Source organism: Paraburkholderia sp. SIMBA_053 (assembly GCF_046534895.1).
Taxonomy (GTDB): domain Bacteria; phylum Pseudomonadota; class Gammaproteobacteria; order Burkholderiales; family Burkholderiaceae; genus Paraburkholderia; species Paraburkholderia caledonica.
On record NZ_JAWRXU010000003.1, the window covers coordinates 128,628 to 153,964 of the forward strand.

Annotated in this window: 20 protein-coding genes and 1 tRNA gene; 9 read left to right on the forward strand and 12 right to left on the reverse strand. The window is 62.4% G+C overall.

The window, feature by feature from the left end:
- Nucleotides 1-99 precede the first annotated feature (99 nt).
- From SB753_RS12585 to gloB, 7 genes are all read right to left on the reverse strand, one after another.
- On the reverse strand, nucleotides 100-609 hold the full coding sequence (locus SB753_RS12585) for a DUF4149 domain-containing protein (protein ID WP_310352320.1): 510 nt from the start codon (nucleotides 607-609) through the stop codon (nucleotides 100-102).
- Nucleotides 610-629: 20 nt separating this feature from the next.
- Nucleotides 630-1,106, reverse strand: a complete 477-nt coding sequence (gene greA, locus SB753_RS12590; protein ID WP_020069431.1) for a transcription elongation factor GreA — start codon at nucleotides 1,104-1,106, stop codon at nucleotides 630-632.
- A gap of 230 nt (nucleotides 1,107-1,336) precedes the next feature.
- Nucleotides 1,337-4,591, reverse strand: a complete 3,255-nt coding sequence (carB, locus tag SB753_RS12595; RefSeq protein ID WP_020069430.1) for a carbamoyl-phosphate synthase large subunit — start codon at nucleotides 4,589-4,591, stop codon at nucleotides 1,337-1,339.
- A gap of 96 nt (nucleotides 4,592-4,687) precedes the next feature.
- Nucleotides 4,688-5,842: a glutamine-hydrolyzing carbamoyl-phosphate synthase small subunit gene (gene carA / locus SB753_RS12600; protein WP_087754228.1), complete on the reverse strand. Its 1,155-nt coding sequence runs from the start codon at nucleotides 5,840-5,842 to the stop codon at nucleotides 4,688-4,690.
- Nucleotides 5,843-6,299: 457 nt separating this feature from the next.
- Nucleotides 6,300-7,538 carry an MFS transporter gene (locus SB753_RS12605; protein ID WP_410800344.1) on the reverse strand — a complete coding sequence of 413 codons (1,239 nt, stop codon included), beginning with the start codon at nucleotides 7,536-7,538 and terminating at the stop codon, nucleotides 6,300-6,302.
- 201 nt (nucleotides 7,539-7,739) lie between these two features.
- Nucleotides 7,740-9,389, reverse strand: a complete 1,650-nt coding sequence (locus SB753_RS12610; RefSeq protein ID WP_410800345.1) for a transglycosylase SLT domain-containing protein — start codon at nucleotides 9,387-9,389, stop codon at nucleotides 7,740-7,742.
- A 156-nt stretch (nucleotides 9,390-9,545) separates the two neighbouring features.
- Entirely contained in the window at nucleotides 9,546-10,337 is a 792-nt protein-coding gene (gene gloB / locus SB753_RS12615) for a hydroxyacylglutathione hydrolase (RefSeq protein ID WP_410800346.1), read from the reverse strand.
- 19 nt (nucleotides 10,338-10,356) lie between these two features.
- Between gloB and SB753_RS12620 the strand changes: the two genes are divergently transcribed.
- The 5 genes from SB753_RS12620 (at nucleotide 10,357) to SB753_RS12640 (ending at nucleotide 15,050) form a co-directional block, all read left to right on the forward strand.
- Nucleotides 10,357-11,274 carry a class I SAM-dependent methyltransferase gene (locus tag SB753_RS12620; RefSeq protein WP_410800347.1) on the forward strand — a complete coding sequence of 306 codons (918 nt, stop codon included), beginning with the start codon at nucleotides 10,357-10,359 and terminating at the stop codon, nucleotides 11,272-11,274.
- Nucleotides 11,271-11,717 (forward strand): ribonuclease HI, encoded by a 447-nt coding sequence (rnhA, locus tag SB753_RS12625; protein WP_006051973.1) that lies wholly within the window; start codon nucleotides 11,271-11,273, stop codon nucleotides 11,715-11,717. Before SB753_RS12620 ends, rnhA begins: the two co-directional genes overlap by 4 nt.
- 79 nt (nucleotides 11,718-11,796) lie before the next feature.
- Nucleotides 11,797-12,531, forward strand: a complete 735-nt coding sequence (gene dnaQ, locus SB753_RS12630) for a DNA polymerase III subunit epsilon (protein ID WP_087754231.1) — start codon at nucleotides 11,797-11,799, stop codon at nucleotides 12,529-12,531.
- A 48-nt stretch (nucleotides 12,532-12,579) separates the two neighbouring features.
- A tRNA-Val gene (locus SB753_RS12635) sits at nucleotides 12,580-12,654 on the forward strand.
- Between the two features lie 518 nt (nucleotides 12,655-13,172).
- Nucleotides 13,173-15,050 (forward strand): ABC transporter ATP-binding protein, encoded by a 1,878-nt coding sequence (locus tag SB753_RS12640; protein ID WP_410800348.1) that lies wholly within the window; start codon nucleotides 13,173-13,175, stop codon nucleotides 15,048-15,050.
- A 73-nt stretch (nucleotides 15,051-15,123) separates the two neighbouring features.
- On the opposite strand, the gene SB753_RS12645 is transcribed toward SB753_RS12640, so the two are convergent.
- The 3 genes from SB753_RS12645 to SB753_RS12655 all read right to left on the reverse strand — a co-directional run bounded on the left by SB753_RS12645 (nucleotide 15,124) and on the right by SB753_RS12655 (nucleotide 17,915).
- Nucleotides 15,124-15,588, reverse strand: coding sequence for a DUF2214 family protein (locus SB753_RS12645; RefSeq protein ID WP_020069421.1), 465 nt, complete (start codon nucleotides 15,586-15,588; stop codon nucleotides 15,124-15,126).
- Nucleotides 15,589-15,739: 151 nt separating this feature from the next.
- Nucleotides 15,740-16,594: a hypothetical protein gene (locus SB753_RS12650; protein ID WP_020069420.1), complete on the reverse strand. Its 855-nt coding sequence runs from the start codon at nucleotides 16,592-16,594 to the stop codon at nucleotides 15,740-15,742.
- A gap of 256 nt (nucleotides 16,595-16,850) precedes the next feature.
- Nucleotides 16,851-17,915, reverse strand: coding sequence for a glycosyltransferase family 4 protein (locus tag SB753_RS12655; RefSeq protein ID WP_410800349.1), 1,065 nt, complete (start codon nucleotides 17,913-17,915; stop codon nucleotides 16,851-16,853).
- A gap of 671 nt (nucleotides 17,916-18,586) precedes the next feature.
- Between SB753_RS12655 and SB753_RS12660 the strand changes: the two genes are divergently transcribed.
- Nucleotides 18,587-20,458, forward strand: a complete 1,872-nt coding sequence (locus SB753_RS12660) for an ABC transporter ATP-binding protein (protein WP_027804859.1) — start codon at nucleotides 18,587-18,589, stop codon at nucleotides 20,456-20,458.
- A 98-nt stretch (nucleotides 20,459-20,556) separates the two neighbouring features.
- Here the strand turns inward: SB753_RS12660 and otsA are convergent, their stop codons facing one another.
- Both otsA and otsB read right to left on the reverse strand, forming a co-directional pair.
- The gene (gene otsA, locus SB753_RS12665; RefSeq protein WP_088173502.1) at nucleotides 20,557-22,017 is read right to left on the reverse strand and encodes an alpha,alpha-trehalose-phosphate synthase (UDP-forming); all 1,461 of its coding nucleotides are present in this window, start codon (nucleotides 22,015-22,017) and stop codon (nucleotides 20,557-20,559) included.
- Between the two features lie 82 nt (nucleotides 22,018-22,099).
- Complete coding sequence (gene otsB, locus SB753_RS12670) at nucleotides 22,100-22,849, reverse strand: trehalose-phosphatase (protein ID WP_410800350.1); 750 nt, start codon at nucleotides 22,847-22,849, stop codon at nucleotides 22,100-22,102.
- A 360-nt stretch (nucleotides 22,850-23,209) separates the two neighbouring features.
- Between otsB and SB753_RS12675 the strand changes: the two genes are divergently transcribed.
- The 3 genes from SB753_RS12675 to SB753_RS12685 are packed head-to-tail and all read left to right on the forward strand — an operon-like array spanning nucleotide 23,210 to nucleotide 25,311.
- Entirely contained in the window at nucleotides 23,210-23,914 is a 705-nt protein-coding gene (locus tag SB753_RS12675; RefSeq protein ID WP_410800351.1) for an SCO family protein, read from the forward strand.
- Between the two features lie 8 nt (nucleotides 23,915-23,922).
- A complete protein-coding gene (locus tag SB753_RS12680) occupies nucleotides 23,923-24,396 on the forward strand; it encodes a copper chaperone PCu(A)C (RefSeq protein WP_408130817.1) in 474 nt (157 codons plus the stop codon).
- 18 nt (nucleotides 24,397-24,414) lie between these two features.
- Nucleotides 24,415-25,311, forward strand: a complete 897-nt coding sequence (locus SB753_RS12685) for a cytochrome c oxidase assembly protein (protein ID WP_410800352.1) — start codon at nucleotides 24,415-24,417, stop codon at nucleotides 25,309-25,311.
- The last annotated feature ends 26 nt before the right edge of the window (nucleotides 25,312-25,337 follow it).

Consider the following 25,337-nt stretch of genomic DNA (forward strand, 5'->3'; position numbering starts at 1 on the left):
CGGCCAGCTTTGAGTTCAAGGTCTGGCCGCGCTCTTTGCCTGGCGCGCTGGCAGCGCAAGCGAGCGCCACACCACAGCAGCAGCCCTCCAGCCGGTGCTTTAGCCTGTCACTTTGCCCGAAACATCGGGGGCGCCCTGCTGTACTGAACCAGCGCCCTCGCCCAGCGGCAGCTTCCAGACCAGAACCAGGCCGAGCAGGCTTTCAATCAGATAGAACAGGCTGGAAACGCCGTGCAGCATGCCGAAGCGCGCCGCATAGGCGGAGTGCCCGACATCGGTACCCGCTTCGACCGCAGCGATACGCATCGCATTCATGAACGGCTGCAGCGCGAAATAACCAACCAGCACGCACACCAGCATTCCCGCGACAAGCCAGCGCAACCGGCGATACGCGTTGCCGCCGCGCCGGATCACCACGTTCGCGAGGCCGAGCAGCAAAATGCCGCACACGGCGCCGAGCACCCCTTCAATGCGAAACAGCTGCGCGGCCACTGCGCCCGCCGTTGTCCGGTCGAGCGAAGTGAACAGCACAGGCGCGACGGCATAGCCGATAGTCAGCAGGCTGCCGACCCACACCACCGTCAGCAGACGGAAAATCCGATGCGGCATCAGGGACACCTGAGCGGCCCTCAAACGTAGCTAACTGCGATGATTTCGTACTCGCGCACGCCGCCGGGCGCCTGCACCGACGCCACGTCGCCTTCCGACTTGCCGATCAGTGCGCGCGCAATCGGCGAACTAATGGAAATGAGGCCGTGGTCGATATCCGCTTCGTCGTCGCCGACGATCTGATATTTGACCGAAGCGCCCGAAGCGAGATCTTCGAGTTCGACCGTTGCGCCGAACACCACGCGGCCATCCGCGTCCACTTTGGACGGATCGATCACCTGAGCGCCGGCGAGCTTCGATTCGATTTCTGCGATGCGGCCCTCGATAAAACCCTGCTTTTCCTTCGCTGCGTCGTATTCTGCGTTTTCCGACAGGTCGCCCTGCGCGCGCGCTTCCGAGATCGAGTTGATCACGGCGGGACGCTCAACCGATTTCAGGCGCTGCAATTCGTCGCGCAACATGTCTGCGCCGCGCTTAGTCAATGGAATAGTGCTCATAAACAACTCTCGTGAAAACGCCGGGCCGCTTCCGGTTCGCTGAGCCCCGCGCCGCATCTGAAGCGAAAGAGCCAGATGCGAGGAGTGCTTTGAAACAAAAAACGGCCGTAAAAAAACACCGCGGTTAAGTGCATTCCGTGGGAGCCGCCGACCCGGAAGAAACCGGGACACAGCACCTGCGGAACGCCGCTTAACCGCGGCACTTACATCTTGGACAGGAACTCGAAGCCTTAGTTTAGGCGAGCGTGCAAGCCTTGTAAATCATAGACTTCCAGATCCTTCAGGTAGCGCAAGCCTTCGACGGCCGCGCGCGCGCCCGACATGGTCGTGTAGTACGTGACCTTGTTCGCCTGCGCACTCATGCGGATCGAGCGCGAGTCGGCGATCGCGGCGCGCGTCTCGTCGACGGTCGTGAAGACCAGCGCAATTTCGCCGTTCTTGATCATGTCGACGATGTGCGGGCGCCCGTCCTTCACCTTGTTCACGACCTTGACCGGCACGCCGGCCGCTTCGATCGCAGCCGCCGTGCCCTTGGTTGCGACAATCGGATACCCGAGTTCGTGCAGCATGCGCGCGACTTCGACGGCCTTCGGCTTGTCCGCGTCCATCACGGTCAACAGCACCGTGCCCGACTCCGGCAGACGCGAGCCCGCCGCCAGCTGTGACTTGAAAAGCGCCTCGCCGAACGTTTGGCCGACGCCCATCACTTCGCCGGTCGAACGCATTTCCGGCCCGAGCACGGGATCGACAGCCGGGAACTTGACGAACGGGAACACGGCTTCCTTCACGCTGAAGTACGGCGGATCGATTTCCTTCGTCACGCCTTGTGCCGCAAGCTTTTGACCGACCATAGCGCGCGCTGCGATTTTCGCGAGCGGCAGGCTGGTCGCCTTCGACACGTACGGCACCGTGCGCGAAGCACGCGGATTCACTTCCAGCACGTAGATGATGTCCTGCTTCGAGCCGTCCGCCTGCGGAACTTGCTGAATCGCGAACTGCACGTTCATCAGGCCGACCACGTTCAGCGCCTTCGCCATTGCACCGGTCTGGCGCTTCAGTTCGGCAATGGTCTCGCCCGACAGCGAGTACGGCGGCAGCGAGCAAGCCGAGTCGCCCGAATGCACGCCCGCCTGTTCGATATGCTCCATCACGCCGCCGATGAACACCGCTTCGCCGTCCGAAATGCAATCCACGTCGCATTCGATTGCGTCGTTCAGGAAGCGGTCGAGCAGCACCGGCGAGTCGTTCGACACTTTCACGGCCTCGCGCATGTAGCGCTCGAGGTCGCGCGGCTCGTGGACGATTTCCATTGCGCGGCCGCCCAGCACGTACGACGGACGCACCACCAGCGGGTAGCCGATTTCGTCGGCGAGCTTGAGCGCTTCGTCTTCGGCGCGCGCGGTGCGGTTAGGCGGCTGGCGCAGGCCGAGGTCCTGCAGCAGTTTCTGGAAACGCTCGCGGTCTTCGGCCGCGTCGATCATGTCGGGCGACGTGCCGATGATCGGCACACCGTTCGCTTCGAGATCGAGCGCGAGCTTCAGCGGCGTCTGGCCGCCGTATTGCACGATCACGCCGACCGGCTTTTCCTTGTCGACGATTTCGAGCACGTCTTCGAGCGTCAGCGATTCGAAGTACAGACGATCGGACGTGTCGTAGTCGGTCGAAACCGTTTCAGGGTTGCAGTTGACCATGATCGTTTCGTAGCCGTCTTCGCGCATGGCGAGCGCGGCATGCACGCAGCAGTAGTCGAACTCGATGCCCTGGCCGATCCGGTTCGGGCCGCCGCCCAGGACCATGATCTTCTTGTTGTTCGTCGGATTGGCCTCGCACTCTTCCTCGTAGGTCGAGTACATGTAGGCCGTTTTCGTGGCGAACTCGGCCGCGCACGTATCGACGCGCTTGTACACCGGGCGCACGTTCAGTTCAATCCGGCGAGCGCGCACTTCGGCGGGCTTCGCGCCGACGAGCTTCGCGAGACGCCGGTCCGAGAAACCGCTTTGCTTCAGATACTTCAGTTCTTCCTTCGAGAGGCTCGCGAGCGTACGGCCGGCCAGCGCCTTTTCCTTCAGGATGATCTGCTCGATCTGCGCGAGGAACCACGGGTCGATCGACGTCTCTTCGAAGATTTCCTGCGCCGTCATACCGATACGGAACGCGTCGCCGACGTACCAGATCCGGTCCGGACCGGCTTCGCCGATCTCGCGGATGATCTCGTCGCGGTTATCGGTCTTTTCGTCCAGACCGTCGACGCCTACTTCAAGACCACGCAGCGCTTTCTGGAACGACTCCTGGAAAGTGCGGCCGATCGCCATGACTTCGCCGACCGACTTCATTTGCGTGGTCAGGCGCGAATCGGCTTCGCGGAATTTCTCGAACGCGAAACGCGGAATCTTGGTGACGACGTAGTCGATCGTCGGTTCGAACGACGCCGGCGTCTGGCCGCCGGTGATTTCGTTCTTCAGCTCGTCGAGCGTGTAGCCGACTGCAAGCTTGGCCGCGACCTTGGCGATCGGGAAGCCAGTCGCCTTCGACGCCAGCGCCGACGAACGCGACACGCGCGGGTTCATTTCGATCACGATCATCCGGCCGTCTTTCGGATTTATCGAGAACTGCACGTTCGAACCGCCGGTGTCCACGCCGATCTCGCGCAGCACAGCGAGCGACGCGTTACGCAGAACCTGATATTCCTTGTCCGTGAGCGTTTGAGCCGGCGCGACGGTGATCGAGTCGCCGGTGTGGATACCCATGGGGTCCAGGTTTTCGATCGAGCAGACGATGATGCAGTTGTCCTTCTTGTCGCGGACCACTTCCATCTCGTACTCTTTCCAGCCGAGCAGCGATTCTTCGATCAGCAATTCGCGCGTGGGCGACAGGTCGAGACCGCGCTTGCAGATCTCCTCGAACTCTTCGCGGTTGTACGCGATGCCGCCGCCCGAACCGCCGAGCGTGAACGACGGGCGGATCACGACCGGATAACCGCCGCTGCCGGTTTCGACGGCGATGCGCGCCTGAACCTGCAGCGCTTCTTCCATGGAATGCGCGGTGCCCGACTTGGCCGAACCGAGACCGATCTTGGTCATCGCGTCCTTGAACTTCTGGCGGTCTTCCGCCTTGTCGATTGCTTCCGGCGATGCGCCGATCAGCTCGACCTTGTACTTTTCCAGCACGCCGTGCGCGTGCAGATCGAGCGCGCAGTTCAGCGCGGTCTGGCCGCCCATCGTCGGCAGGATCGCGTCCGGGCGCTCCTTGGCGATGATGCGCTCGACCACTTCCCACGTGATCGGCTCGATATAAGTCACGTCGGCCGTGTTCGGGTCGGTCATGATCGTCGCCGGATTGCTGTTGACGAGGATGACCTTGTAGCCTTCCTCACGCAACGCCTTGCATGCCTGCGCGCCCGAATAATCGAACTCGCACGCCTGGCCGATGATGATCGGACCCGCGCCGATAATGAGAATGCTCTTGATGTCTGTCCGCTTGGGCATAACGCTCTCGCTAATGTATTCCTGAATTCTTTCCGTCAGCGCGCGCCGCCTGGGCGTTGCGCGCGCTTTACCTCTCGCTGCTTCTGGCCGCGCTCGTTATGCCGCCGCGGTCTTGCCGGCCTTCTTCGCGTCCATCAACGCGGTGAAGCGGTCGAACAGATAGGCGATGTCGTGCGGGCCTGGCGACGCTTCCGGATGGCCCTGGAAGCAGAACGCGGGCTTGTCGCTCAGCGCGAAGCCTTGCAGCGTGCCGTCGAAGAGCGACACGTGCGTGACGCGTGCGTTGGCCGGCAGCGTGTCGGCGTCCACTGCGAAGCCGTGGTTTTGCGACGTGATGATCACGCGGCCGTCGTCCAGATCTTTCACCGGATGGTTGGCGCCGTGGTGGCCGGTTTTCATCTTCACGGTTTTGGCGCCGAGCGCGAGACCCATGATCTGATGGCCGAGGCAGATGCCGAACGTAGGAATGCCACGCTCGATCAGTTCCTTCGTGGCCGCGATCGCGTAGTCGCACGGCTCGGGATCGCCCGGGCCGTTCGACAGGAAGATGCCGTCCGGATTGAGCGCGAGCGCGTCCGCGGCCGATGCCTCTGCCGGCAGCACGGTCACGTGGCAGCCGCGCTCAGCGAGCATGCGCAGGATGTTGTACTTGACGCCGTAGTCGAACGCGACGACGCGATACTTCGGCGCATTCTGTTTGCCGTAGCCGCTTTCCAGACGCCATTCGGTCTGCGTCCACTCGTAGGTTTCTTTCGTCGACACGACCTTCGCGAGGTCCATGCCCGCGAGGCCCGGGAACGAGCGTGCGAGTTCGATAGCCTTGGCCTCGTCGTCCGAGCCGGCGAGAATCGCGCCGTTCTGAGCGCCCTTGTCACGCAGAACGCGGGTCAGCTTGCGGGTGTCGAGACCGGCGATCGCGACCACGCCTTCGTCCTGCAGATACTGTGTGAGCGTGCGCTCCATGCGGAAATTCGACGCGAGAACCGGCAGGTCGCGAATGATCAGCCCGGCGGCATGGACTTTCGTCGCTTCGACGTCTTCGGCGTTCACGCCGACGTTGCCGATATGCGGGTACGTGAGGGTCACGATCTGGCGCGCGTAGCTCGGGTCAGTCAGAATTTCCTGATAGCCGGTGATAGCGGTGTTGAACACCACTTCGCCAATGGTATGCCCGGGGGCGCCGATCGAATAACCACGAAAGACCGTGCCGTCGGCGAGCGCGAGCAGAGCGGGAGAAAATGACGGCAACACGGGAGACTCCTTGGGGGAACACCCTGTTGCCGACCTGCCTATCCGGTTTGCGAGCCGCAGCGGACAGCACCATGCGATGCGCGCGCAGACTCGCTCGCGTACTGCCGTTGACGTTGCAAAGCGCGCGCGGGGGTTCCAATGTGTCCATTTTGTGGACGGATCGGCTTGGTGCGGGCTGCTTGCTACGCCAGTGACGCGCGGCGGATGAACGGTATGGAAGAGGTAGGCGCTAGGGTGCGGGTTGATAAGCTCAAACCTCGGAATTATAGCCTGAGACTGCCCTTCCCTCCAAATCCGAGATGGCACGCCGACACCTCCGCGACCCACGGCAATTCGGTCAAAGCCTTATTGGGCGGGCTCGTACGGCAAGCCGGCAAGTTTTACGTTGCCGGATTCGGGATAGTACAAGCCGGAGCGTGCCGGTTCAGCGGCTTTCCGGAAAATCGCCGGAAAAGGCTCATGCGTCCTGCTGAGCGTGGGCCGCGGCGTGCACTGGCTTGCGCCCCGGAATCATGTACCAGACTGCGCTGAGCACCTGAAACGCGATGAGAATTCCCCACGCCGCGAGATGAGCGGCCGCCGGATAATGGCCGCCGCTCGCCGGCCAATGCGACAGCACGGCGCCCACGCCGATCTGGAAGCCGAAGATCAGTAGAAAAATGATCAATGTCAGCGTGGTGTTCACGCGGCCGGTCATGTGTGCTGGAAAGCTGCGCGCCATGACCGCATACGTGAGAATGCCCGTCCCGCCGAAGATTCCGTACGCCGCCCACAGCAAGCTCGCCGGGAGCGGCGCGTTGAACACGATCAGCAGTTGGGTCAACACATACAGCGCCATGCCGACGCCGCAGAACGCATACAGCGATACGCCGCGCCGCTCCAGACTGCGAGCCGCTGCGCCGAAACCGACGCAACCGGCCATCATCGCGAAACCAAGAATTGACACCAGCGCAGCGGCTTCTTTCGGCTCGAAGCCCTGAACGTCGCGCAGCCACGCGCCGACCCATAGCGATTGCATTGCATAGAAAACGCCCTGCGTGACGACCGAAAACGACGCGATTTTCCAGAAGGTGGCGCTCCGTAGAATATGCAGCGTGCCCTGAAACTGCGCGCCGATACTCGCCTGATGACGGGTCTCATTTGTCTCCGGAACGAGCATCCACTGAGCGAGCGCAACGGCGACCGTCATCAGACCCAGGCCGACGCAAACCGAACGCCAGCTGCTGAAGGTGAGCACCCATGTGAGCGGCGAGCCGACCATGACTCCGCCGAAGCCGCCGATCGCCATCACGAGACCGTTCATCAGCGGCAGACGCGCGGATGCGAAATGCTGCGCCAACGCCTTGAATGCGGCACCGAGGCACACGGACACGCCCACGCCGATGAGCAACCGCCCCGCCATCATCATTCCGAGGCTGTGGGCCGCGCCGAACACCCAGATTCCCGCGGCGGCAAACAGCAAGGTGACTGCCGTCACGCGCCGCGCGCCAAAATGGTCGAGTAATACGCCGGCCGGGATTTGCGCGCCCGCGAAGCCGAGAAAGTACAGACTGGTCAGCACGCCAAGATCAGCCGCGGACAATCCGAGGTCGTGGGTGATAAACGGCGCAAAACCGAGATTGACGCCCCGGAACACATAGGACACGAAATAACCGGCAGAAAACAGCAGAAAGACGCGCAACTGGGTCGACGACATACGCTCAATATCCGGTTGGCCGCAGGCCAAATGACGAACGATATCGGAATTCGGCTATGTCCGCCGCCGGCCCCGCAAATGGAAAACGCCGTCACCACAGGGTGACGGCGTCAATGAAACGGGAATACGTTCGCAGCGAACCGGCTGGGTGAGCCCCAAAGGCAAGGGGCCCAGTAAGGGCCCCGATTGCCACCGCCGTGCTTACTTGCTCTTCTTTGTCTTGCTCGACGTGGAAGCCGACACTTTGGTCACTTTGCCAGCAGGCGCGGCAGACGCTTTCGACTTTCCGGCCTTGGCAACCGGCTCGGATACCTTCACTACAGCGGAGTGGCCGCGTCCCTTCTTTGTGTCGTTCCGAGATTCGCTTTTGGAGCCGCCCACCCGCGTGCCGATCTTCTGGACACCGCCGCCCTGGACGTCGGTCGCGATACGCTCGGGACCCGGTTCGCTCGGAACAGTCCTGCCGACCGGCACGTGCAGCACGATGACCTGCCCGCGCGTTACGCTATCCCGATGCGTGCGGTTCCACGACTTCAACTGCCCGACGGATACGCCATAACGCAACGCGATAGCCGCCATGGACTGATTGCGGCGCACGCGGATCAGCATTTTGCGGGTGTCGGGAACGTCGGGCTCCATAGCGAGCACGGCGCTTTCGGCGACGTCCGCGCTGATGTCCTCGTCGTCATCCGAACCGCGCGGCACGACGATGGTTGAACCCGGCTTCAGACGCATGCCGACCGGAATCTTGTTGACTTCCATAAGCGTGTCGGCATCGACACCGATCTTTTGCGCGATGGCCGCCGGCGCCGAACGCTCGGTGACCGTGTACGTGGTCCACGACGACAGCGAACCCGAGTACGTTTTCAGATTGCGCTCGAACGCGCTCGCGTTGTCGAACGGCAGCAGGATTTGCGGCTGCGTAGCACCCAGAATCACCGGCTTTCTGAACGACGGGTTCAACGAACGGAATTCGTCGAGCGAGAGATTAGCCAGTTTGGCGGCCATGTCCACGTCGATATCGTGCGACGTGGTGACGGTCACAAAATACGGGTGGTTCGGGATCGACGGCAACGCGAGCCCGTACATTTGCGGGTTCGACACGATGTTCTTGACCGCCTGCAGCTTCGGCACGTAGTTGCGCGTTTCGTTGGGCATGCGCAGGCTTAGATAGTCTGTCGGCAAGCCCGCCGCTTCATTGCGCGCAATTGCGCGCTGCACGTTGCCCTCACCCCAGTTGTACGCAGCGAGTGCCAGTTGCCAGTCGCCGAACATGTCGTGCAAACGTGACAGATAGTCGAGCGCGGCACTGGTGGACGCCAGCACGTCGCGGCGCTCGTCCTGCCACATATTCTGCTTGAGGTTGTAAGTGCGGCCGGTGCCCGGCATGAATTGCCACATGCCGGCCGCTTTCGCCACCGACAACGCCTGCGGGCTATACGCCGATTCGATGAACGGCAGCAACGCGAGCTCGGTCGGCATATGGCGCGCCTCGAGCTCTTCGACGATGTGATACAGGTATTTCTGCGAGCGCTCGGTCATGCGCTGCACGTAATCCGGACGCTGCGCGTACCAGTTGACCTGCATGTCGACGAGGTCCGTTTGCAGATCCGGCATCTGGAAACCACGGCGAATGCGGCCCCATAAATCGGCGTCGGCGCTCGTCAACTGCGTGACGGAGCCCTGGTCGACATTGATCGTTTCCTTGGCGGTGGCTGTCTTGCGGAGTGCGTCGGCTACGGCTTGCTGGCTGGCGGGATTTGTTGCGGTGGTGGGGCTGCTCGTCGTTGGTCCCTGGCTCGCGCAGGCGGCGAGCGTCAGGACCAGCAACGCACTAAAGATAAATCGCATGAACGTCTCGGCTTCCACAAGGGCTGGAATTTGCAGCCGATAGTACGAAACCGTAACGTCTACGTCAATCGGAAATTGACCAAAATATCAAGCAAATCTAGGGCTTGGCGAATTCTTCCGATTCTTCGCTTGAGGAAGCGCCCGAGACGAACCCGGTCACCGGAAGCGGTTTTTCCACTCGCGCATCAATGTAAACGACGCCAGACGGTCAGGTACGTCGGCATGCAACTGCTCCCGCAAGGTCGCCTGAATGGCAGGGTTGTCGGCACGCAGGAAGGGATTCACGGCGCGCTCGTGGGCGATCGTGGTGGGCAGCGTGGGCACCTTGCGAGCCCGCAGATCGCTCGCCTTGTCGCGCCAGGCAAGCAGTTCGTCGTTGTCCGGATCGCAAGCGAGCGCGAAGCGGATGTTGGACAGCGTGTACTCGTGCGCGCAGTGCACTTCGGTCGCGCCGGGCAACGCCGCGAGCGAGTCGAGCGACGCGAGCATCTGGCTGGGCGTGCCTTCGAAGAGCCGTCCGCACCCGCAGGCGAACAGCGTGTCGCCGCAGAACACATGCGGTGTGCCGCCCGGATCCGCCGCCTGAAAATAAGCGATGTGGCCACTCGTGTGGCCCGGGACCTCGAGTACGCTCAAATCGAGCGCGGGCGCAGCGATCGTCACGCGATCGCCATGTTTCAGACGGTGCGTGAGATGCCCGATCGCTTCGCCGGCGGGCCCGTAGACGGGAACGGCCTGGCCATTCAGCAGATCGGCTACCCCGCCGACATGGTCTTGATGATGGTGCGTGAGTAAAATAGCGCTCAGTCGCCAACCGCGCCTCGACAGATAGGCGCGAACGGGAGCGGCTTCACCCGGATCGACGACTACCGCATGGTATCCGTCGGAAACGACCCAGATGTAATTGTCTTCAAACGCCGGGACCGGTACGTACTCGAGCGCATTCATAGGCGACGCATTCTTTGATATGACTGACCGAGCGATTATAGACTGGCCCGCCTGGACGGATTCGCCGCCCGGCCGCTACGTGCTGGAATGGGAACAGACGCAGCTCGACCGAGTGGTGTCGGACGTTTTCGGCTACCACGCGCTGCAACTCGGCCTGCCGCAGCTCGACGCGTTGCGCGAAAACCGCATGCCTTGCCGCGGGCTCGTGCTCGACGCCGCGAGCGGTGCGAGTGCACCTTATAGTTTCCCGCGCGCTCAGGCACTTGCCGGAAATGGCTCGATGGACGCCTTGAGAGACGGCTCCATAGACGGATTGAGAGACGGTTCGAGAAGCGCCCCGGGCAACGGTCCCATGCGCGGCGGACCAGCGCCGGCACCGCTGCCCTCGCCCGCCGGACGCAGCGCGGTTTGGTGCGATCTGCTGGATTTGCCGTTCGAAGCCCAGAGCGTCGATCTGATCGTGATGCCGCACACGCTCGAATTCACGAGCGATCCGCACCGCCTGCTGCGCGAAGCCGAGCGCGTGCTAATGCCGGAAGGCCAGCTGATCATTCTCGGCTTCAACTCGCTTTCGCTCTGGGGCGCGCGGCAATCGGTCGGCAAGATGACGGGCCGGCCGTTCGTGCCCGCCGCTGTCGATCTGATCGCCTTCACGCGTCTGAAAGACTGGATCAAGCTGCTCGGCTTCGACCTTGAACGCGGGCGCTTCGGCTGCTATCGTCCGCCGCTCGACAGCGATCAGTGGCTCTCCCGCTACGGCTTCATGGAAGCCGCCGGCGACCGCTGGTGGCCGATCTTCGGCGCGACCTACATGATCAAGGCGATCAAGCGCGTGCGCGGCATGCGCCTCGTCGGTCCACTCAAGGTGAAAAAGCCCGTCCTCGCCGCGGGCCTCGCGCCCGCCGCTACACCGAACACACGCAACCATACTCAATGACAGCAAACATCATCGACATTTATACCGACGGCGCCTGCAAGGGCAACCCCGGCCCGGGCGGCTGGGGCGCGCTGCTGCGCTTCGGCGATCAGGAAAAAGAGCTGTTCGGCGGCGAAGCGAATACCACCAACAATCGCATGGAACTGATGGGCGTGATTTCCGCGCTCGAGGCGCTGAAGCGTCCGTGCAAAGCCGTTGTGCACACCGACTCGCAGTACGTGCAGAAAGGCATCAGCGAGTGGATTCACGGCTGGAAAAAGAAAGGCTGGGTCACCGCCGCAAAGCAACCGGTGAAGAACGCCGATTTGTGGAAGCGGCTCGACGCGCTCGTCGCGCAACATGAGATCGAATGGCGCTGGGTGCGCGGACATAATGGGCACCCCGAAAACGAACGCGCGGACCAGCTTGCGAATCGTGGCGTCGCGTCGCTCGCGGAATTGTGACCGTCGGCCGCCAGGCCGCGCGACCACCTTTCTCCCCGCTAATTTGCGGCTGCAATTTCTGAGGCAAAGCTAACTCAACATGCGTCAACTTATCCTCGATACTGAAACAACCGGCCTGAACGCCCGGACCGGCGACCGCATCCTCGAACTAGGTTGCGTCGAACTGGTGAACCGGCGCCTCACCGGCAACAATCTGCACTTCTATATCAACCCCGAGCGCGACAGTGATCCCGGCGCACTGGCGGTCCACGGGCTGACCACCGAGTTCCTGAGCGACAAGCCGAAGTTCGCCGAGATCGCCGACCAGTTTCGTGACTTCATTCAGGACGCGGACCTGATCATTCACAACGCGCCGTTCGACATCGGCTTCCTCGACGCCGAGTTCGCGTTGCTCGGCCTACCGCCCGTCAGCACCTATTGCGGCGAGATCATCGACACGCTCGCGCGCGCGAAGCAGATGTTCCCCGGCAAGCGCAATTCACTCGACGCTTTGTGCGACCGCTTCGGCATCAGCAATGCACACCGCACGCTGCACGGCGCGCTGCTCGACTCGGAACTGCTCGCCGAGGTCTATCTGGCGATGACACGCGGCCAGGAAAGCCTTGTCATCGACATGCTTGGCGAATCGCACGGCAGCGGCGAAGCGCATGCGCCGCGCGTGGCCATCGACTCGCTGGACCTCGTCGTGATTGCCGCGAGCGACGAAGAACTCGCCGCACACCAGGCGGTTCTGGACGGCCTCGACAAAGCGATTAAAGGCACGAGCGTGTGGCGCCTCGAACCCGTGCCCGTATCGGATGAGCAACCTGCTTAAAAAGTGCTGGACGAGTTCGCAAATCCCCGGCATAATTTCGTTCTCTTCGGGTGGTTAGCTCAGCGGTAGAGCACTGCCTTCACACGGCAGGGGTCACTGGTTCGATCCCAGTACTACCCACCAGAATTTTGGTGTGTCGATCACCGAAGAAAAAAGGGCTTACGCAGCAATGCGTAAGCCCTTTTCCTTTTTGTGTTTTGCGTTTTGTGTTTTCAGTTTCGTCACGTCCGGCTTGCCTCGTCATTGTATTTCTCGCTGCTTGCATGTCGATATCTGTGGTCGGCACCGCGGTGTGCGTGCGAGTCAACAACGAAACCTCGTCGATTGCGGCGGCAAAACAGTGCTGATATAGTCGGCTTTCGGGCATTCGCCCCGTCTACTCTCTCCACCTCATTGACTACAGGGAGGCGTCACATGTTCGCAGTGCATATGGCCATCCCTGACATGGTCCCACGACGTTGACTCGTCGACCGCGCAAGTCGGCCTGAAAAGGCGCTCCGCGCAATCCCAGATAGTTCGCAGCCGAGTCCGCAGGCTTATTGCCAGCAGTTCCATTGCCGTTAAGCGGCGCGCTTCGACTGTCTATCCATCTCGCTTCTGACTGGAACCCCGGTGCGCCATGCGCGAACGGGTTGTCGCAAATGACCAGAAAAAAACTCGACTTTCGCGGGCAAGCGTTCAAGGATGTCCTCGGCTTCACCTTCCGGCACTGGGCTCAACAGCCGTGGCGCATTGTCGTCATTTCTGCGCTTGTCATGCTCTCCGCCGTGGCGGACGTGCTCACGCCGATGTTCGCCGGCCACCTCGTCGACGCCATCGCATCCGGCCCGGCCGCACGTGCGAGCGCGTGGCATGCAGCCATCACGGCCTTCTGCGTTCTGGCCGCGCTGGGACTGGGCGCGACTTTGCTTCGGCAGGCCATGTACTTCAACATCATCAAGCTGACGTTGAAGATGATGAGTGAGATCGCCGCGAACGCCTTCCATCGCGTGCAACGCTTTTCAACCGACTGGCATGCCAACAGCTTTGCCGGCTCCACGGTGCGAAAGATCACGCGTGGTATGTGGGCGCTCGATCTGCTCAACGACACGCTGCTGATCGCGCTGTTTCCGTCGCTGATCATGCTGGTGGGCGCGACGCTGCTGCTCGGCTGGCGTTGGCCGATGATGGGCGCGGTGGTCGGCGTCGGCTCGTTAGTCTATATCGCGGTGACTGTCGCGCTGTCGCTCGGCTTCGTGGCGCCGGCCGCGCGCCTCGCCAACGCGTGGGACACGCGCATGGGCGGCGCGCTCGCGGACGCGGTCAGTTGCAACGGTGTGGTCAAGGCTTTCGGCGCCGAAGAGCGCGAGGAGTTGCTACTTGCGCGTGTAATCGGCAAGTGGCGCAACCGCACGCGCCGCACGTGGATTCGCGGCACGATCAACGGCGGCGTGCAAGGCGCGATGCTGGTGGCGATTCAGACCGCGATTCTCGGCGCCGCGCTGCTACTGTGGTTGCGCGGCGAGGCGAGCGTCGGCGACATCACTTTCGCTTTGACGATGTTCTTCATGCTGCAAGGCTATCTGCGCGAGGTTGGCATGCACATTCGCAACTTGCAACGCTCGGTCAACGACATGGAAGAACTCGTCTCGCTGGAGCGTCAGCCGCTCGGCATCGAAGATCGCCCGGCCGCAGGTCCGATCGCCATCGGCAAAGGCGAGATCCGCTTCGAGCATGTGACGTTTCACTATGGCGCGGACGCCACGCCGCTTTATCGCGACTTCTCCGTGCGCATTGCGCCCGGGGAACGCGTCGGGCTGGTCGGCCATTCGGGTTCGGGAAAGACGACCTTCATCAAGCTGATTCAGCGTCTTTACGACGTGTCTGAAGGCCGCATCACGATCGACGGTCAGGACATCGCGCAAGTCAGGCAGACGTCGTTGCGCAGTCAGATTGCCATCGTGCAACAGGAGCCGGTGTTGTTTCACCGTTCGCTTGCGGAAAACATCGCGTATGCACGTCCGGGCGCGAGCCGTGCCGAGATCGAACACGCCGCGCGACTGGCGAACGCGCACGACTTCATCAGCGCGCTGCCCAATGCTTACGACACGCTGGTCGGCGAGCGCGGCATCAAGCTTTCGGGAGGCGAGCGCCAACGCGTGGCGATCGCGCGGGCGTTTCTGGCGGATGCACCCATTCTGATTCTGGACGAAGCCACGTCGAGCCTCGACAGCGAAAGCGAAGTGCTGATCCAGCAGGCGATGGAGCGGCTGATGCAAGGCCGCACGACGCTCGTCGTGGCACACCGCCTGTCGACGGTGCGCGCGCTCGACCGCTTACTCGTGCTCGACAAGGGCAAGGTAATCGAAGAAGGCAGCCACGAGGCGCTGATCCGACTGGAGAACGGACTCTACCGGCGTCTGTTCGAGCGTCAGGCGCTGGAGCTGATCAAGGGCTTGAATGAAGCGCCGGCATCGCACGAACGGCCCCGCGCGCGCAGCCACGCCGTGGACGATTCAAGCCTGCTGGTCAATGACTGAAGAGGGAAAGATGCGGCGTGTCTTGCGGAATATGTCGTTGTACAAGGCATATTCCGCGGGCGCGCCGCTGTCGTTACACCGCGCCCGAGGGCAAACCGATGCCGCGCGCCATGCCGGTTGCCGCAAAGACCATCAACACGAGCAACACAGTCTGAATCACGCTCAAATGGGCATAGCGACGCGCGTTTTGCAGCTCCGGCGCAGCGCCTTTTCGTATCGATGCGCGCCAGCGCATTAACGCCAGCATCGACGGAACTTCCAGCACGAGGATTATCACGAGCAGCGTCATCTTGACGTGAAAGAGCGGCTCGTGGAGATAGTAATCGGCGCCCTTCTCATAGGTGCCGAAAACGCGCATCAAGCCGGTAACGATCAACACGAGTGCGGAAAGGCCCCAGCGTGTATCGGCCCGGAATACCGAGCGGAGCGCGGCTGGCACCGCGGCACGGCGCAGCGCCCACGTGCGCCGCAGAATCGACGCAAGTGCGAAGCCATAGGCGAGCAGATGAAGAGCGGCAAGCAACCAGCGAACCAGCATAGCGACTCCTGCAAACGACACGGTACATCGATTATTGTTTCACTCGCCCGCCGTCAGTACGGGCGGCATCGTTGTTTCATTATCGACCACGGCTTACTTTACAACGCGCGCAACCGTCACTGCATGTGACCGACTGCACAAAACCTCTGCCTCAGACCTGCCGCAACGTGCTGTCGAGCGCGCGTGCGGCGACGCGATCCCCTTCGGTCGTCAGGGCCGCGCGAAATACGGTTTGCCGGTTGTGACCGGCCGCCGCGGGCGAATCCCACAGCAACTCGATTTTCGGACGCCGGCCGAACGCGGCTCGAGCAAGCGACGGAGCGCCGCTCGGGCCTGACGACGCAACGCCGGCGCCAGTGTCACCGGCGACATGGAGCGCGATCACCGGCGTGGGCGCCGTCGCAGAGCGCGTGCCCGCCACGTCCGCCCAGCGCACGGAGAGTTCGCGCGCGTCGTACTGCCCCACCTTGCGACGCTCGGCCCATACGCTGACTGTGCGCGTAAGCGGATCGAGCGAGACGGCGTAGCGGCCGATCGCAAAACGGCGCGCAGCAATGTTGGTGCGCCACAGCGCGCGCGGACGGCAGATCCACAGAACGGCCGCGTACAGCGCGGGCGCCGCCAACAGCCAGCCGTTGGTCGCCGCCACGGCTTGCGCGGCACGGCGCCAGCCGGCGCTTACCGCAAAGGCGCTGACCGACCACATCGCGAACAGAAATCCCAGGAATGCGAAGAGCCGCAGCGCTTGCCGCAGCCATTGCGGCAGCGGATGAAAAGGACGCTCTGCGACCGCGCGTGCGCCAGGAAGAAAAATGAGCAGGAACAGGAAGACCAGGTTGATGCACGCCCACGGCGAGGACGCCATGGCCGACAGCGACGCGGTCAGATCCATCTCCGACATGGAAAACAGCCAGCGGGCGAGAAGCACGAGACCGATAGCGCGTAACGCGAAAATCGTTCCGGCGCCGGGCGCGGCATTCGCACGCGTCTCTTTCGTTCTCGCCAAGGCATCCTCCTGTCGTCGGCGGCGCCGCAGCCAATTTCGCGGCACGGCCATTATAGGGATATTACGAAGCCCGGCTCGCCGCCGCGTGCCTGAACCGCTCACTTTGCATCGCGGAACGCGAAAAAACGCGGCGTGGATGCAACAACGCCCCGCGAGCGGCTTGCGCGCGGGGCGTTGCCGGGCGCTGGCGAGACGCGTAGAAGACGCTCCTCCCAGCAAGCCCGTTCCTGGACCGGAACTATCCGGTCCGGCTCAATCAGTTCGCGTTGACTTCACGCAGCACGGTACGGTGCTTCCGACGCAGCAGCTCTTCGTACGTAGCGACGTAGTTCTGCGCCATGACCTTCGACGAGAAGCGCGCTTCGAACGCCTTGCGCACCGTTTCGCGCGGCAGCGTATGCAGACGCTTGACCGCTGCGACAGCGCTGATTTCGTCTTCGACGACAAAGCCCGACACGCCGTTTTCGATCACTTCCGGCACCGAACCGCGATTGAACGCGATCACCGGCGTACCGCAAGCCATTGCCTCGATCATCACCAGACCAAAGGGCTCCGGCCAGTCGATCGGGAACAGCAGCGCGTGCGCGTTGCCGAGGAACTCGGTCTTTTCCGCTTCGCTGATTTCGCCGATATATTCGACGTGCGGCAGCGCCATGAGCGGCTTGATGACTTCGTCGTAGTACGCACGGTCAGCCTTGTCGAGCTTGGCCGCGACCTTGATCGGCATGCCGACCTGTTCGGCGATGCGGATCGCACGGTCCAGACGCTTTTCCGGCGAAATGCGGCCAAGGAACGCCAGATAGCTCGGCTTCACGTCCTTGATCGGCGTGAGCAGGTTTTCCGGCAGGCCGTGATAAACGGTTTGCAGCCAGTGAGCCTGCGGCAGCGGAATGCGCTGGTTGTCCGAGATCGACACGACCGGCACGTCCTTGAACGTGTTGAAGATCGGCTGCAATTCCGGCAGGTCGAGACGGCCGTGCAGCGTGGTCACGAACGGCACGGGCTGGCGTGCGAACAGCGAAAACGGGTAATAGTCGATGTGGAAATGCAGCATATCGAATTCGTCGGCGCGGCGGCGCACTTCCTCGAGCAGCAGCATGTGCGGCGCCATCACGTCGCGAATGGTGGGGTCGAGGCGCAGCGCCTGCGGCCAGAACGCTTCGAGCTTCGCCGAGGTTTGCGAATCGCCGCTCGCAAAGAGCGTGACGTCGTGGCCCTGCTCGACCAGCGCTTCGGTCAGATAGGACACCACACGTTCCGTACCACCGTACAGCTTGGGAGGAACCGCCTCGTGCAACGGAGCGATTTGTGCGATTCGCATAATGAAGAACTCCTCGTAAAAAACCGGCAAAAGTACTGCGTTTGGTAAAAGCGACTCGCTTGCTCGCCAGGTCAGCCGGGCTGGACATGCCGGCGCGGGCCTTATTCTTTCGAGAAATCCTGCGATAGATCGCTTCGGGTTAGAGAGCCCGAACGGTGCTCACCGTTCATGCCTGTGCGGTAAACGCACAAACAACACGGACGTTGACAAACTGTCAGAAAATTCCGCGTGGGGCACAGAGCGCATGCATTATCGATGCCGAGCTTCACGCTGCACCACAACATTTCAAAGTCTTTACGTTGTTACAAGGGGGATACACTTTGCAAACCCTTGTTTTACAAGACAGTTCTACAGTAGCGACTGGCCGCCATCTGCAGCTGTCCCTGGTTCGCCCGCGGGATCTTGTAAGTTCTCGCATCAATCTTGCCGGTACCGGTTGAAGAGAATGCAGAGTCCCGGCTGAATGCAATTTGTAATTATATCTCGAAAACATTCCCCGACCGCGTGAACCACTGCCGCTGCAGTGAGTCGAGCAAGAAGTAGGTCGCGGACGTCCATCGCGACATCTATCGCGCCAAAAGCCCGGTTACACAGGGCGCAATCGCTTTTGCATGTTTACAATGCGAAGCATTGGCTTCGCCGCGAATCTTTTCGCGTGGCCCACGCTTTGCATGCACACCCCCGAACCTTATCAACCTCACGATCAATTGGAACATTTGACCATCGCCCAGCGCAACGCCCAGAACGCCAAGCTCGCGAGCTATGCGCATCGGCCCCTTGCGTTCCTTTTCCGCTTTATCCGCCGTCACCCGCTCGCTCACGCGACCGTGCTGTGCAGCGTGATAGCGGCCGTGGGCTGTGCGCTCGCTTCGCAATATGCGATCAAGCATCTCATCGACGTGCTCGGCGCTGGCCGGCATCATCCGGGGCCGCTGTGGGGCGCTTTTGCGATCCTGGTCGGGCTGATCGCCGCTGACAATCTGCTGTGGCGCGTCGGCGGCTGGGTCGCCGCCCACACTTTTGTCGCCGTGACCGGCGACTTGCGGCGCGACCTGTTCCAGTATCTGAGCGGACACTCGCCGACCTACTACTCCGAGAAGCAGCCCGGCATGCTGGCCAGCCGGATCACCGCGACGTCGAATGCGGTCTACACCGCCGAGAACACGACCGCCTGGAACGTGCTGCCGCCGTGCATCGCGGTGCTCGGCGCGATCTTCATGATCATCGCGGTGAACCCGCTGATGGCCGGCGGCCTGATGCTGTGCTCGGCCATTCTGTCGGTCGTGCTGTACAAGCTTGCCGGCCGCGGTTCGGCGCGCCACCACCATTTCGCGACCAAGGCGGCCTCGGTCGACGGCGAACTCGTCGACGTCATCAGCAACATGGGCCTCGTGCGCGCCTTCGGCATGACGTTTCGCGAACAGCAGCGCTTCGGTGCGACGGTCAAGGCCGAGATGGACGCGCGTCAGCAAAGCCTGCTTTACCTGGAAAAGCTGCGTCTGCTGCACGCCGTGATTACCGCGCTGCTGTCGGCCGGCCTGCTGGGCTGGGCGCTCGTGCTGTGGGATCAAGGTAAAGCGACGTCGGGCGACATCGTGCTCGTCAGCTCGCTCGGCTTCACTATTCTGCACGGCACGCGCGATCTCGCCGTCGCGCTGGTGGACGTCACGCAGCACGTGGCCCGTCTCGCGGAAGCCGTGCGCACCTTGCTCGAACCGCATGGCATGCCCGACCGCGACGGCGCGACCGAGCTCGTGCCGCAGGGCGGCCGCGTCGACTTCGAAAGCGTGACGTTCGCCTATCCGCGCCGCCGGCCGATCCTCGATCATTTCGACCTGCATATCGAGCCGGGCCAGCGAGTCGGTCTGATCGGCAAGTCGGGCGCGGGCAAGTCGACCGTGCTCGCCTTGCTGCAGCGCTTCTACGAAACGCAAGGCGGCTCGATCAAAATCGACGGTCAGGACATCAACACGATCACGCAGGACAGCCTCCGCCATGCGATCGCGCTGGTGCCGCAAGACATTTCGCTGTTCCATCGCACGGTGTACGAGAACATTGCATATGGGCGCCCTGAGGCGAGCCGCGAAGAAGTGCTGGCTGCGGCGCGCGAGGCCCGCTGCACTGACTTTATCGAAGCCATGCCGGAAGGCTTCGATACGATCGTCGGCGACCGCGGCGTGAAGCTGTCAGGCGGACAGCGTCAGCGGATCGCCATTGCACGCGCGATCCTGAAGAACGCGCCGATCCTGCTGCTCGACGAAGCCACGTCGGCGCTCGACAGCGCATCCGAAGAAGCGATCCAGAAGGCGCTCGACCGGCTGATGGTAGGCCGCACGGTGATCGCCATCGCACACCGCCTCTCGACGCTCAACAACTTCGACCGCATTATCGTGATGAGCGCCGGCAAGGTGATCGACGACGGCAGTCCCGAAGAGTTGCGCCTGCGTCCCGGGCTGTATCGTGACCTGCTGTCGAAGCAATACGGCAAGGGCGCCACCCTGCATGTGGGCGGAAAGAAAGTCGACGAACAGCACGTTATCTGAGCCGCGCGCCGTCGAGAGAAACGCGTTTAGTCAAAGAAAAAAGCCGCTTTATCAAGCGGCTTTTTTTCGTTTTCCCAATCAGAACCGGCTCACCGTAGCTAGCTCGCGAGAACCTCGCGCGCGGTCTTCTTCCCCGAAGCGGTACGCGCCCGCCCGCTCCTGGTGCGGGTTGCACCACCGGCGCTCTGCAAGTCACGCATGAAATTGTCGCGCCAGACCGAGACATTGTTCTCCCGCAACTGCGCCATCATGTCTCGATGACGCGCCTGGCGCTCCGCGAGCGGCATGTCGAGCGCTCTTGCAAGCGCATCGGCCATGCCGTCGATATCCACCGGATTGACGATCAGCGCACCGTCCAGTTCCTGCGCCGCGCCCGCGAAACGTGACAACACAAGCACGCCCGGATTCTCCGGGTCCTGCGCCGACACGTACTCCTTGGCGACCAGATTCATGCCGTCGCGCAGCGGCGTGACATAGCCAACATGGGCGGTACGAAAGAGCGCAGCGAGCACCGAGCGTTCATATTGCTTATGGATGTACAGGATCGGCGTCCAGTCCAGCTCCGCGAAACGTCCGTTGATGCGGCCCGACTCCCCTTCCAGCTGCAGACGGATGTCCTGATAGGCATGCATGTCGGCGCGTGTCGGCGGCGCGATCTGCAGGAACGACACCTTGTTGCGTTGCGCGGTGGCGTGTTCCAGCAGCCGCTCGAACGCGCGGAAGCGCTCGACCAGCCCCTTCGAGTAATCGAGACGGTCCACGCTCATGATCAGCTTGCGCGAATGCAGCGTAGCCTTCATCGTGCGCACCGGCTTGCCGCGCTCCCCCGCCTTGGCGAGTTCGGCGATCTCGTCCGGATAGACGCCGATCGGGTAAGCCGCTGCACGCAACGTGCGGCCAAACGCATGGACTGCGAGCGGCCCGGCGGCCGACGCGTCGACTGTGCCGTTCGCCTCGTTGACGATGTAATCGCAGAAAGCGCGCAGGTCAGGCGCAGTCTGAAAACCGAGCAGATCGAACGAACACAACGCCTGTACCAGTTCGCGATGCGGCGGCACAGCCAGCAGAACCTGCGAAGCGGGAAACGGAATGTGCAGGAAAAAGCCGATGCGATTCTTCACGCCCGCCGCGCGTAGCGCCTCGGCGAACGGAATCAGGTGATAGTCGTGGACCCAGATAACGTCGTCTTCACGCAGCAGCGGCACGAGTTGCTGCGCAAGCCACGCGTTCACGCGGCAATAACCCTCGAAGTCATGCCGGTCGTACTGCAGCAAGTCGGCGCGGTAGTGAAAGGCCGGCCACAGCGTCGCGTTCGAGAAGCCGCGATAGTACTGGTCGTAGTCGCGGCGCATCAGTGCGATGGTCGCAAAAGTCACGGGGCCGCGCTCTTCGACCTTGATCTGCGGCTGACCGGAGCTCAGCACGTCGCCGCTCCAGCCGAACCACATGCCGCCGGTCTCCTTGAGCGCGTCGTACACGCCGACCGCCAGACCGCCCGCCGCCGGACCGCCCTCCGAGATCGGCGCAACCCGGTTCGAAACGATAATCAGTCGGCTCATGAAACGCTGTCCCCGATGTAATGCCTTGTTGTCGCACTATGTCGTGTGCGTTGTAAATGTCCTGCGCCGCACACCGCGCCGCTCATCCTGCACGCGCCGCCGCAACGACCGTCTCAAGCCAGTCGAGCAGCGCGGAAACGGATTCGACGCGCGTTTGCGCGATCGTCTCGCCCGCGCCGACCTTGATCGACAGTCCGTTGCGCTCGTTGACGACGGCGAAGCCCTTCTCGTCGGTCAGGTCGTCGCCGGCAAAAACCGGTTTGCGTCCGACGAACGGCGGCTCGTCGAGGAACGCGCGCATGGCGCGGCCTTTATCGACGTCCTTCGGTTTGATTTCATAGACCATCTTGCCCGGCTGCAACACGTACGAGTTCGGATAATCCGCGACCAGCCGCTCGGTCGCCTCGCGCGCCGCCTGCGCGCGATCCGGCGCATTGCGGTAGTGCAGCGCGAGCGCGGCGCCCTTGATCTCGAGCAGCATGCCAGGGTTGGCGTTGACCACCTCGGCCAAAACCTGCTCCATACGCAGAAGGCGTTCGTCGTGAAAGCCGATGCGTTGCGTATCGCCGTTCGCGTCGCGCCGCTCGGCGCCATGCAGACCGGCAATCGGCAGATCGGGCATACCGAGAAAAGCGTCGATACTGTCGATGCCGCGCCCGGACACCACAGCGACCGCTCCATTGGTCAAGCGCCGCAGTTCGGCGAGTAGCTCGATGACGCGAGGTTGCACCTGAACGCCGTCCGGCGTGGGCGCGAGTTCGACGAGCGTGCCGTCGAAATCGAAGAAAAATGCGGTCTCGCCAGGAGACAGGAAAGCCGGAAGTGGTTGCATCGGGTATTTTGCCTTTCGGCCTTTCGCAGCCGGAAAAGTGTGCGCATCTTACCGCGCATCCATCAATTTTTCGAGAAAGAGAGCCGGGCCCCAAGCCGGATGGAGCAGCACGGCGGCAAGGTCGCGCCCGGTTCGCTGGCATTGCGTTCAAAACGGAAACGATCGGACTTCAACGGGCTTTCAGCCATGTGCGTCATATTGCCTCGCAAACGCTCTGCTCGTGGGCCATGAGCGACGCCTTCCGTCATTTTGCGATACAGTCGCAGCCAAACGGGACTTTGGCGTTACGACGATTTTCGTCCACTATCGCGAACCGCTCGCCGGCACAAGTTTGAGCGCGCGCACGCGAAAGCGTGCGCAATGCCCCGCTCTCCAATCGAGTCATTGATACCTGCTTTGTTCCCGAACATCTCACTGCAACGCTTGCAAGCGCACCCGGGGTCGCGGCCTCGCGAGAGCCGCGCGCGCCGGTTTCGCTCGACGATCACAGCCGGCGCGCTCATGGCCATGATCGCGCTTGCCGGCTGCACGAGTCGCGCGGAGCCGTGGCATCTGACGAACGTGACGGGACATTTGCCCGACCTCGACTTCATGCTGACAGGCGATGACGGGCGTCCGGTTAGCGGCGATTCGTTCAAGGGGCGCGCTTCGCTCGTCTATTTTGGCTACACGCATTGCCCGGACGTCTGTCCCGAAACCATGGGACGGCTGATGCAAGTGCTGGAAAAGCTCGGCCCCGACGCGCAGAAGGTGCGCATCCTGTTCATCACCGTCGATCCGGCGCGCGACACGCCGCAAGCTCTGCACGATTACGTCGGCGCGTTCGATTCCAAGCATGCCGAAGGACTGACGGGCAGCGACTGGCAGATCGAATCGCTCGCCAAGCGCTACAGGGTTGCGTATCAGATGGAAAAGCGCGACCCGAACGGCAATTACGAAGTCACTCATAGTTCCGCCGTCTACGTGTTCGACGCGCAAGGCCGCGCACGCCTGCTCGCCACCGACCACGACACTCCCGATGCGATCGCGCAGGACTTGCGCCGCATCGTCGATCAACGCTCCTGACTCACTCCATGACACAGATCCCAACGTCCAGAATGCGTACGCTCTCCGCCGTCGCCGGCGCCTTTGCCCTTTCGTTTGCTTTCGCGGCGACTGCCCACGCCGCCGGCGCGCAGCCGATCACCGCACAGAATGCCTGGGTCCGCTGGCTGCCGAACAACCTGCCGGCAGCGGGTTATGTGACGCTCGTGAATTCAGGCGACAAGCCCGTGGACCTCGTCGATATTTCGAGCACCGACTACGGCGACGCGATGCTGCATCAGACAGTCTCGAACGGTTCGTCGCAGAAAATGGTGATGGTCGACAAGCTGACGGTTCCCGCGCACGGGCAGGTTGCAATCGCACCGGGCGGCTATCACGTAATGCTCGAAGGCGCGAAGCACAAGATCGCGCCGGGCGACACGGTACATCTGATGCTGAAGTTTTCGGACGGCGCAACGCTCGACACACCGTTCGCGGTGAAGTCGCCCGCGCAGACGAAGTAAGCACGGCAATCCGCGGCAATGAACCTGCTCTACTGGCTCGATCCCTGGGAATTTTCACCGACGGTCGTCATCGCTCTGCTGTTGCCCGCAATCCTGTTCGTGCGCGGCGCGAGTAAGGCAAAGGTGTCGGTCGCGCGCCGGGTTTCCTTCTGGTTCGGGCTGGTGGCGTTATACGTCGCGTTGCACACGCGGCTCGACTATTTCTTCGAGCATGAGTTTTTCATGCACCGCGCGCAGCACCTCGTGCTGCATCATCTCGGGCCCTTCTTTATCGCGTTGTCTTATCCGGGCGCGGCATTGCGCGCGGGCATTCCGTTCCGCTGGCGGCAGCGCTTCGTGCGGCCCGCGCTCGCGCTGCCGTTCGTACGAAAGCTGCTCGACGTCGTCATGCATCCGGTCGTCGCGGTGACATTGTTCGTCGGCCTGATTTACTTCTGGCTGATGTCGCCGGTCCATTTTGTCGCGATGCTCGACTGGCGGCTTTATCGCGTAATGAACTGGAGCATGGTGGTCGACGGCCTGCTGTTCTGGTGGCTCGTGCTCGATCCGCGTCCCGCGCCGCCGGCGCGTCTGTCGCCGGGCAAGCGCGTGCTGGTGGTGATCGCCGCGATTCCGCCGCAGATCATCCTCGGCGCGTTCATCTTCTTTTCGCCGCGTGAGCTATATCCGATCTATTCGATCTGCGGACGCGCGTTCACCTGGCTGAGCCCGATGCGCGATCAACAGATCGGCGGCCTGCTTCTGTGGATTCCAGGTTCCATGATGAGCGTAATCGGCGCGCTCGTCGCGTTGCGTCACTGGATGCGCCTTTCCGCACGCGGACGCGTGCGCAGCGAACGACGTGCGATGCCGGCAAACCCCACGCAAGCCGATGTCGCGAACACGGCCTCATCGACTGTCGGCTCTCACCGCTGACGGCTCGCCGATATCCGCTAACGCCT

Excerpts from the sequence above, each read along its gene's own strand:
- SB753_RS12655 (WP_410800349.1), bottom strand. The coding sequence starts at position 17,915 with ATGCGAATCGCACAAATCGCTCCGTTGCACGAGGCGGTTCCTCCCAAG.
- rnhA (WP_006051973.1), top strand. The coding sequence starts at position 11,271 with ATGACAGCAAACATCATCGACATTTATACCGACGGCGCCTGCAAGGGC.
- otsB (WP_410800350.1), bottom strand. The coding sequence starts at position 22,849 with ATGCAACCACTTCCGGCTTTCCTGTCTCCTGGCGAGACCGCATTTTTC.
- SB753_RS12660 (WP_027804859.1), top strand. The coding sequence starts at position 18,587 with ATGCACACCCCCGAACCTTATCAACCTCACGATCAATTGGAACATTTG.
- SB753_RS12620 (WP_410800347.1), top strand. The coding sequence starts at position 10,357 with ATGACTGACCGAGCGATTATAGACTGGCCCGCCTGGACGGATTCGCCG.
- SB753_RS12640 (WP_410800348.1), top strand. The coding sequence starts at position 13,173 with ATGACCAGAAAAAAACTCGACTTTCGCGGGCAAGCGTTCAAGGATGTC.
- greA (WP_020069431.1), bottom strand. The coding sequence starts at position 1,106 with ATGAGCACTATTCCATTGACTAAGCGCGGCGCAGACATGTTGCGCGAC.
- SB753_RS12685 (WP_410800352.1), top strand. The coding sequence starts at position 24,415 with ATGAACCTGCTCTACTGGCTCGATCCCTGGGAATTTTCACCGACGGTC.
- carB (WP_020069430.1), bottom strand. The coding sequence starts at position 4,591 with ATGCCCAAGCGGACAGACATCAAGAGCATTCTCATTATCGGCGCGGGT.
- SB753_RS12680 (WP_408130817.1), top strand. The coding sequence starts at position 23,923 with ATGACACAGATCCCAACGTCCAGAATGCGTACGCTCTCCGCCGTCGCC.
- otsA (WP_088173502.1), bottom strand. The coding sequence starts at position 22,017 with ATGAGCCGACTGATTATCGTTTCGAACCGGGTTGCGCCGATCTCGGAG.
- SB753_RS12605 (WP_410800344.1), bottom strand. The coding sequence starts at position 7,538 with ATGTCGTCGACCCAGTTGCGCGTCTTTCTGCTGTTTTCTGCCGGTTAT.
- SB753_RS12675 (WP_410800351.1), top strand. The coding sequence starts at position 23,210 with ATGCCCCGCTCTCCAATCGAGTCATTGATACCTGCTTTGTTCCCGAAC.
- dnaQ (WP_087754231.1), top strand. The coding sequence starts at position 11,797 with ATGCGTCAACTTATCCTCGATACTGAAACAACCGGCCTGAACGCCCGG.
- SB753_RS12585 (WP_310352320.1), bottom strand. The coding sequence starts at position 609 with ATGCCGCATCGGATTTTCCGTCTGCTGACGGTGGTGTGGGTCGGCAGC.
- gloB (WP_410800346.1), bottom strand. The coding sequence starts at position 10,337 with ATGAATGCGCTCGAGTACGTACCGGTCCCGGCGTTTGAAGACAATTAC.
- SB753_RS12610 (WP_410800345.1), bottom strand. The coding sequence starts at position 9,389 with ATGCGATTTATCTTTAGTGCGTTGCTGGTCCTGACGCTCGCCGCCTGC.
- SB753_RS12645 (WP_020069421.1), bottom strand. The coding sequence starts at position 15,588 with ATGCTGGTTCGCTGGTTGCTTGCCGCTCTTCATCTGCTCGCCTATGGC.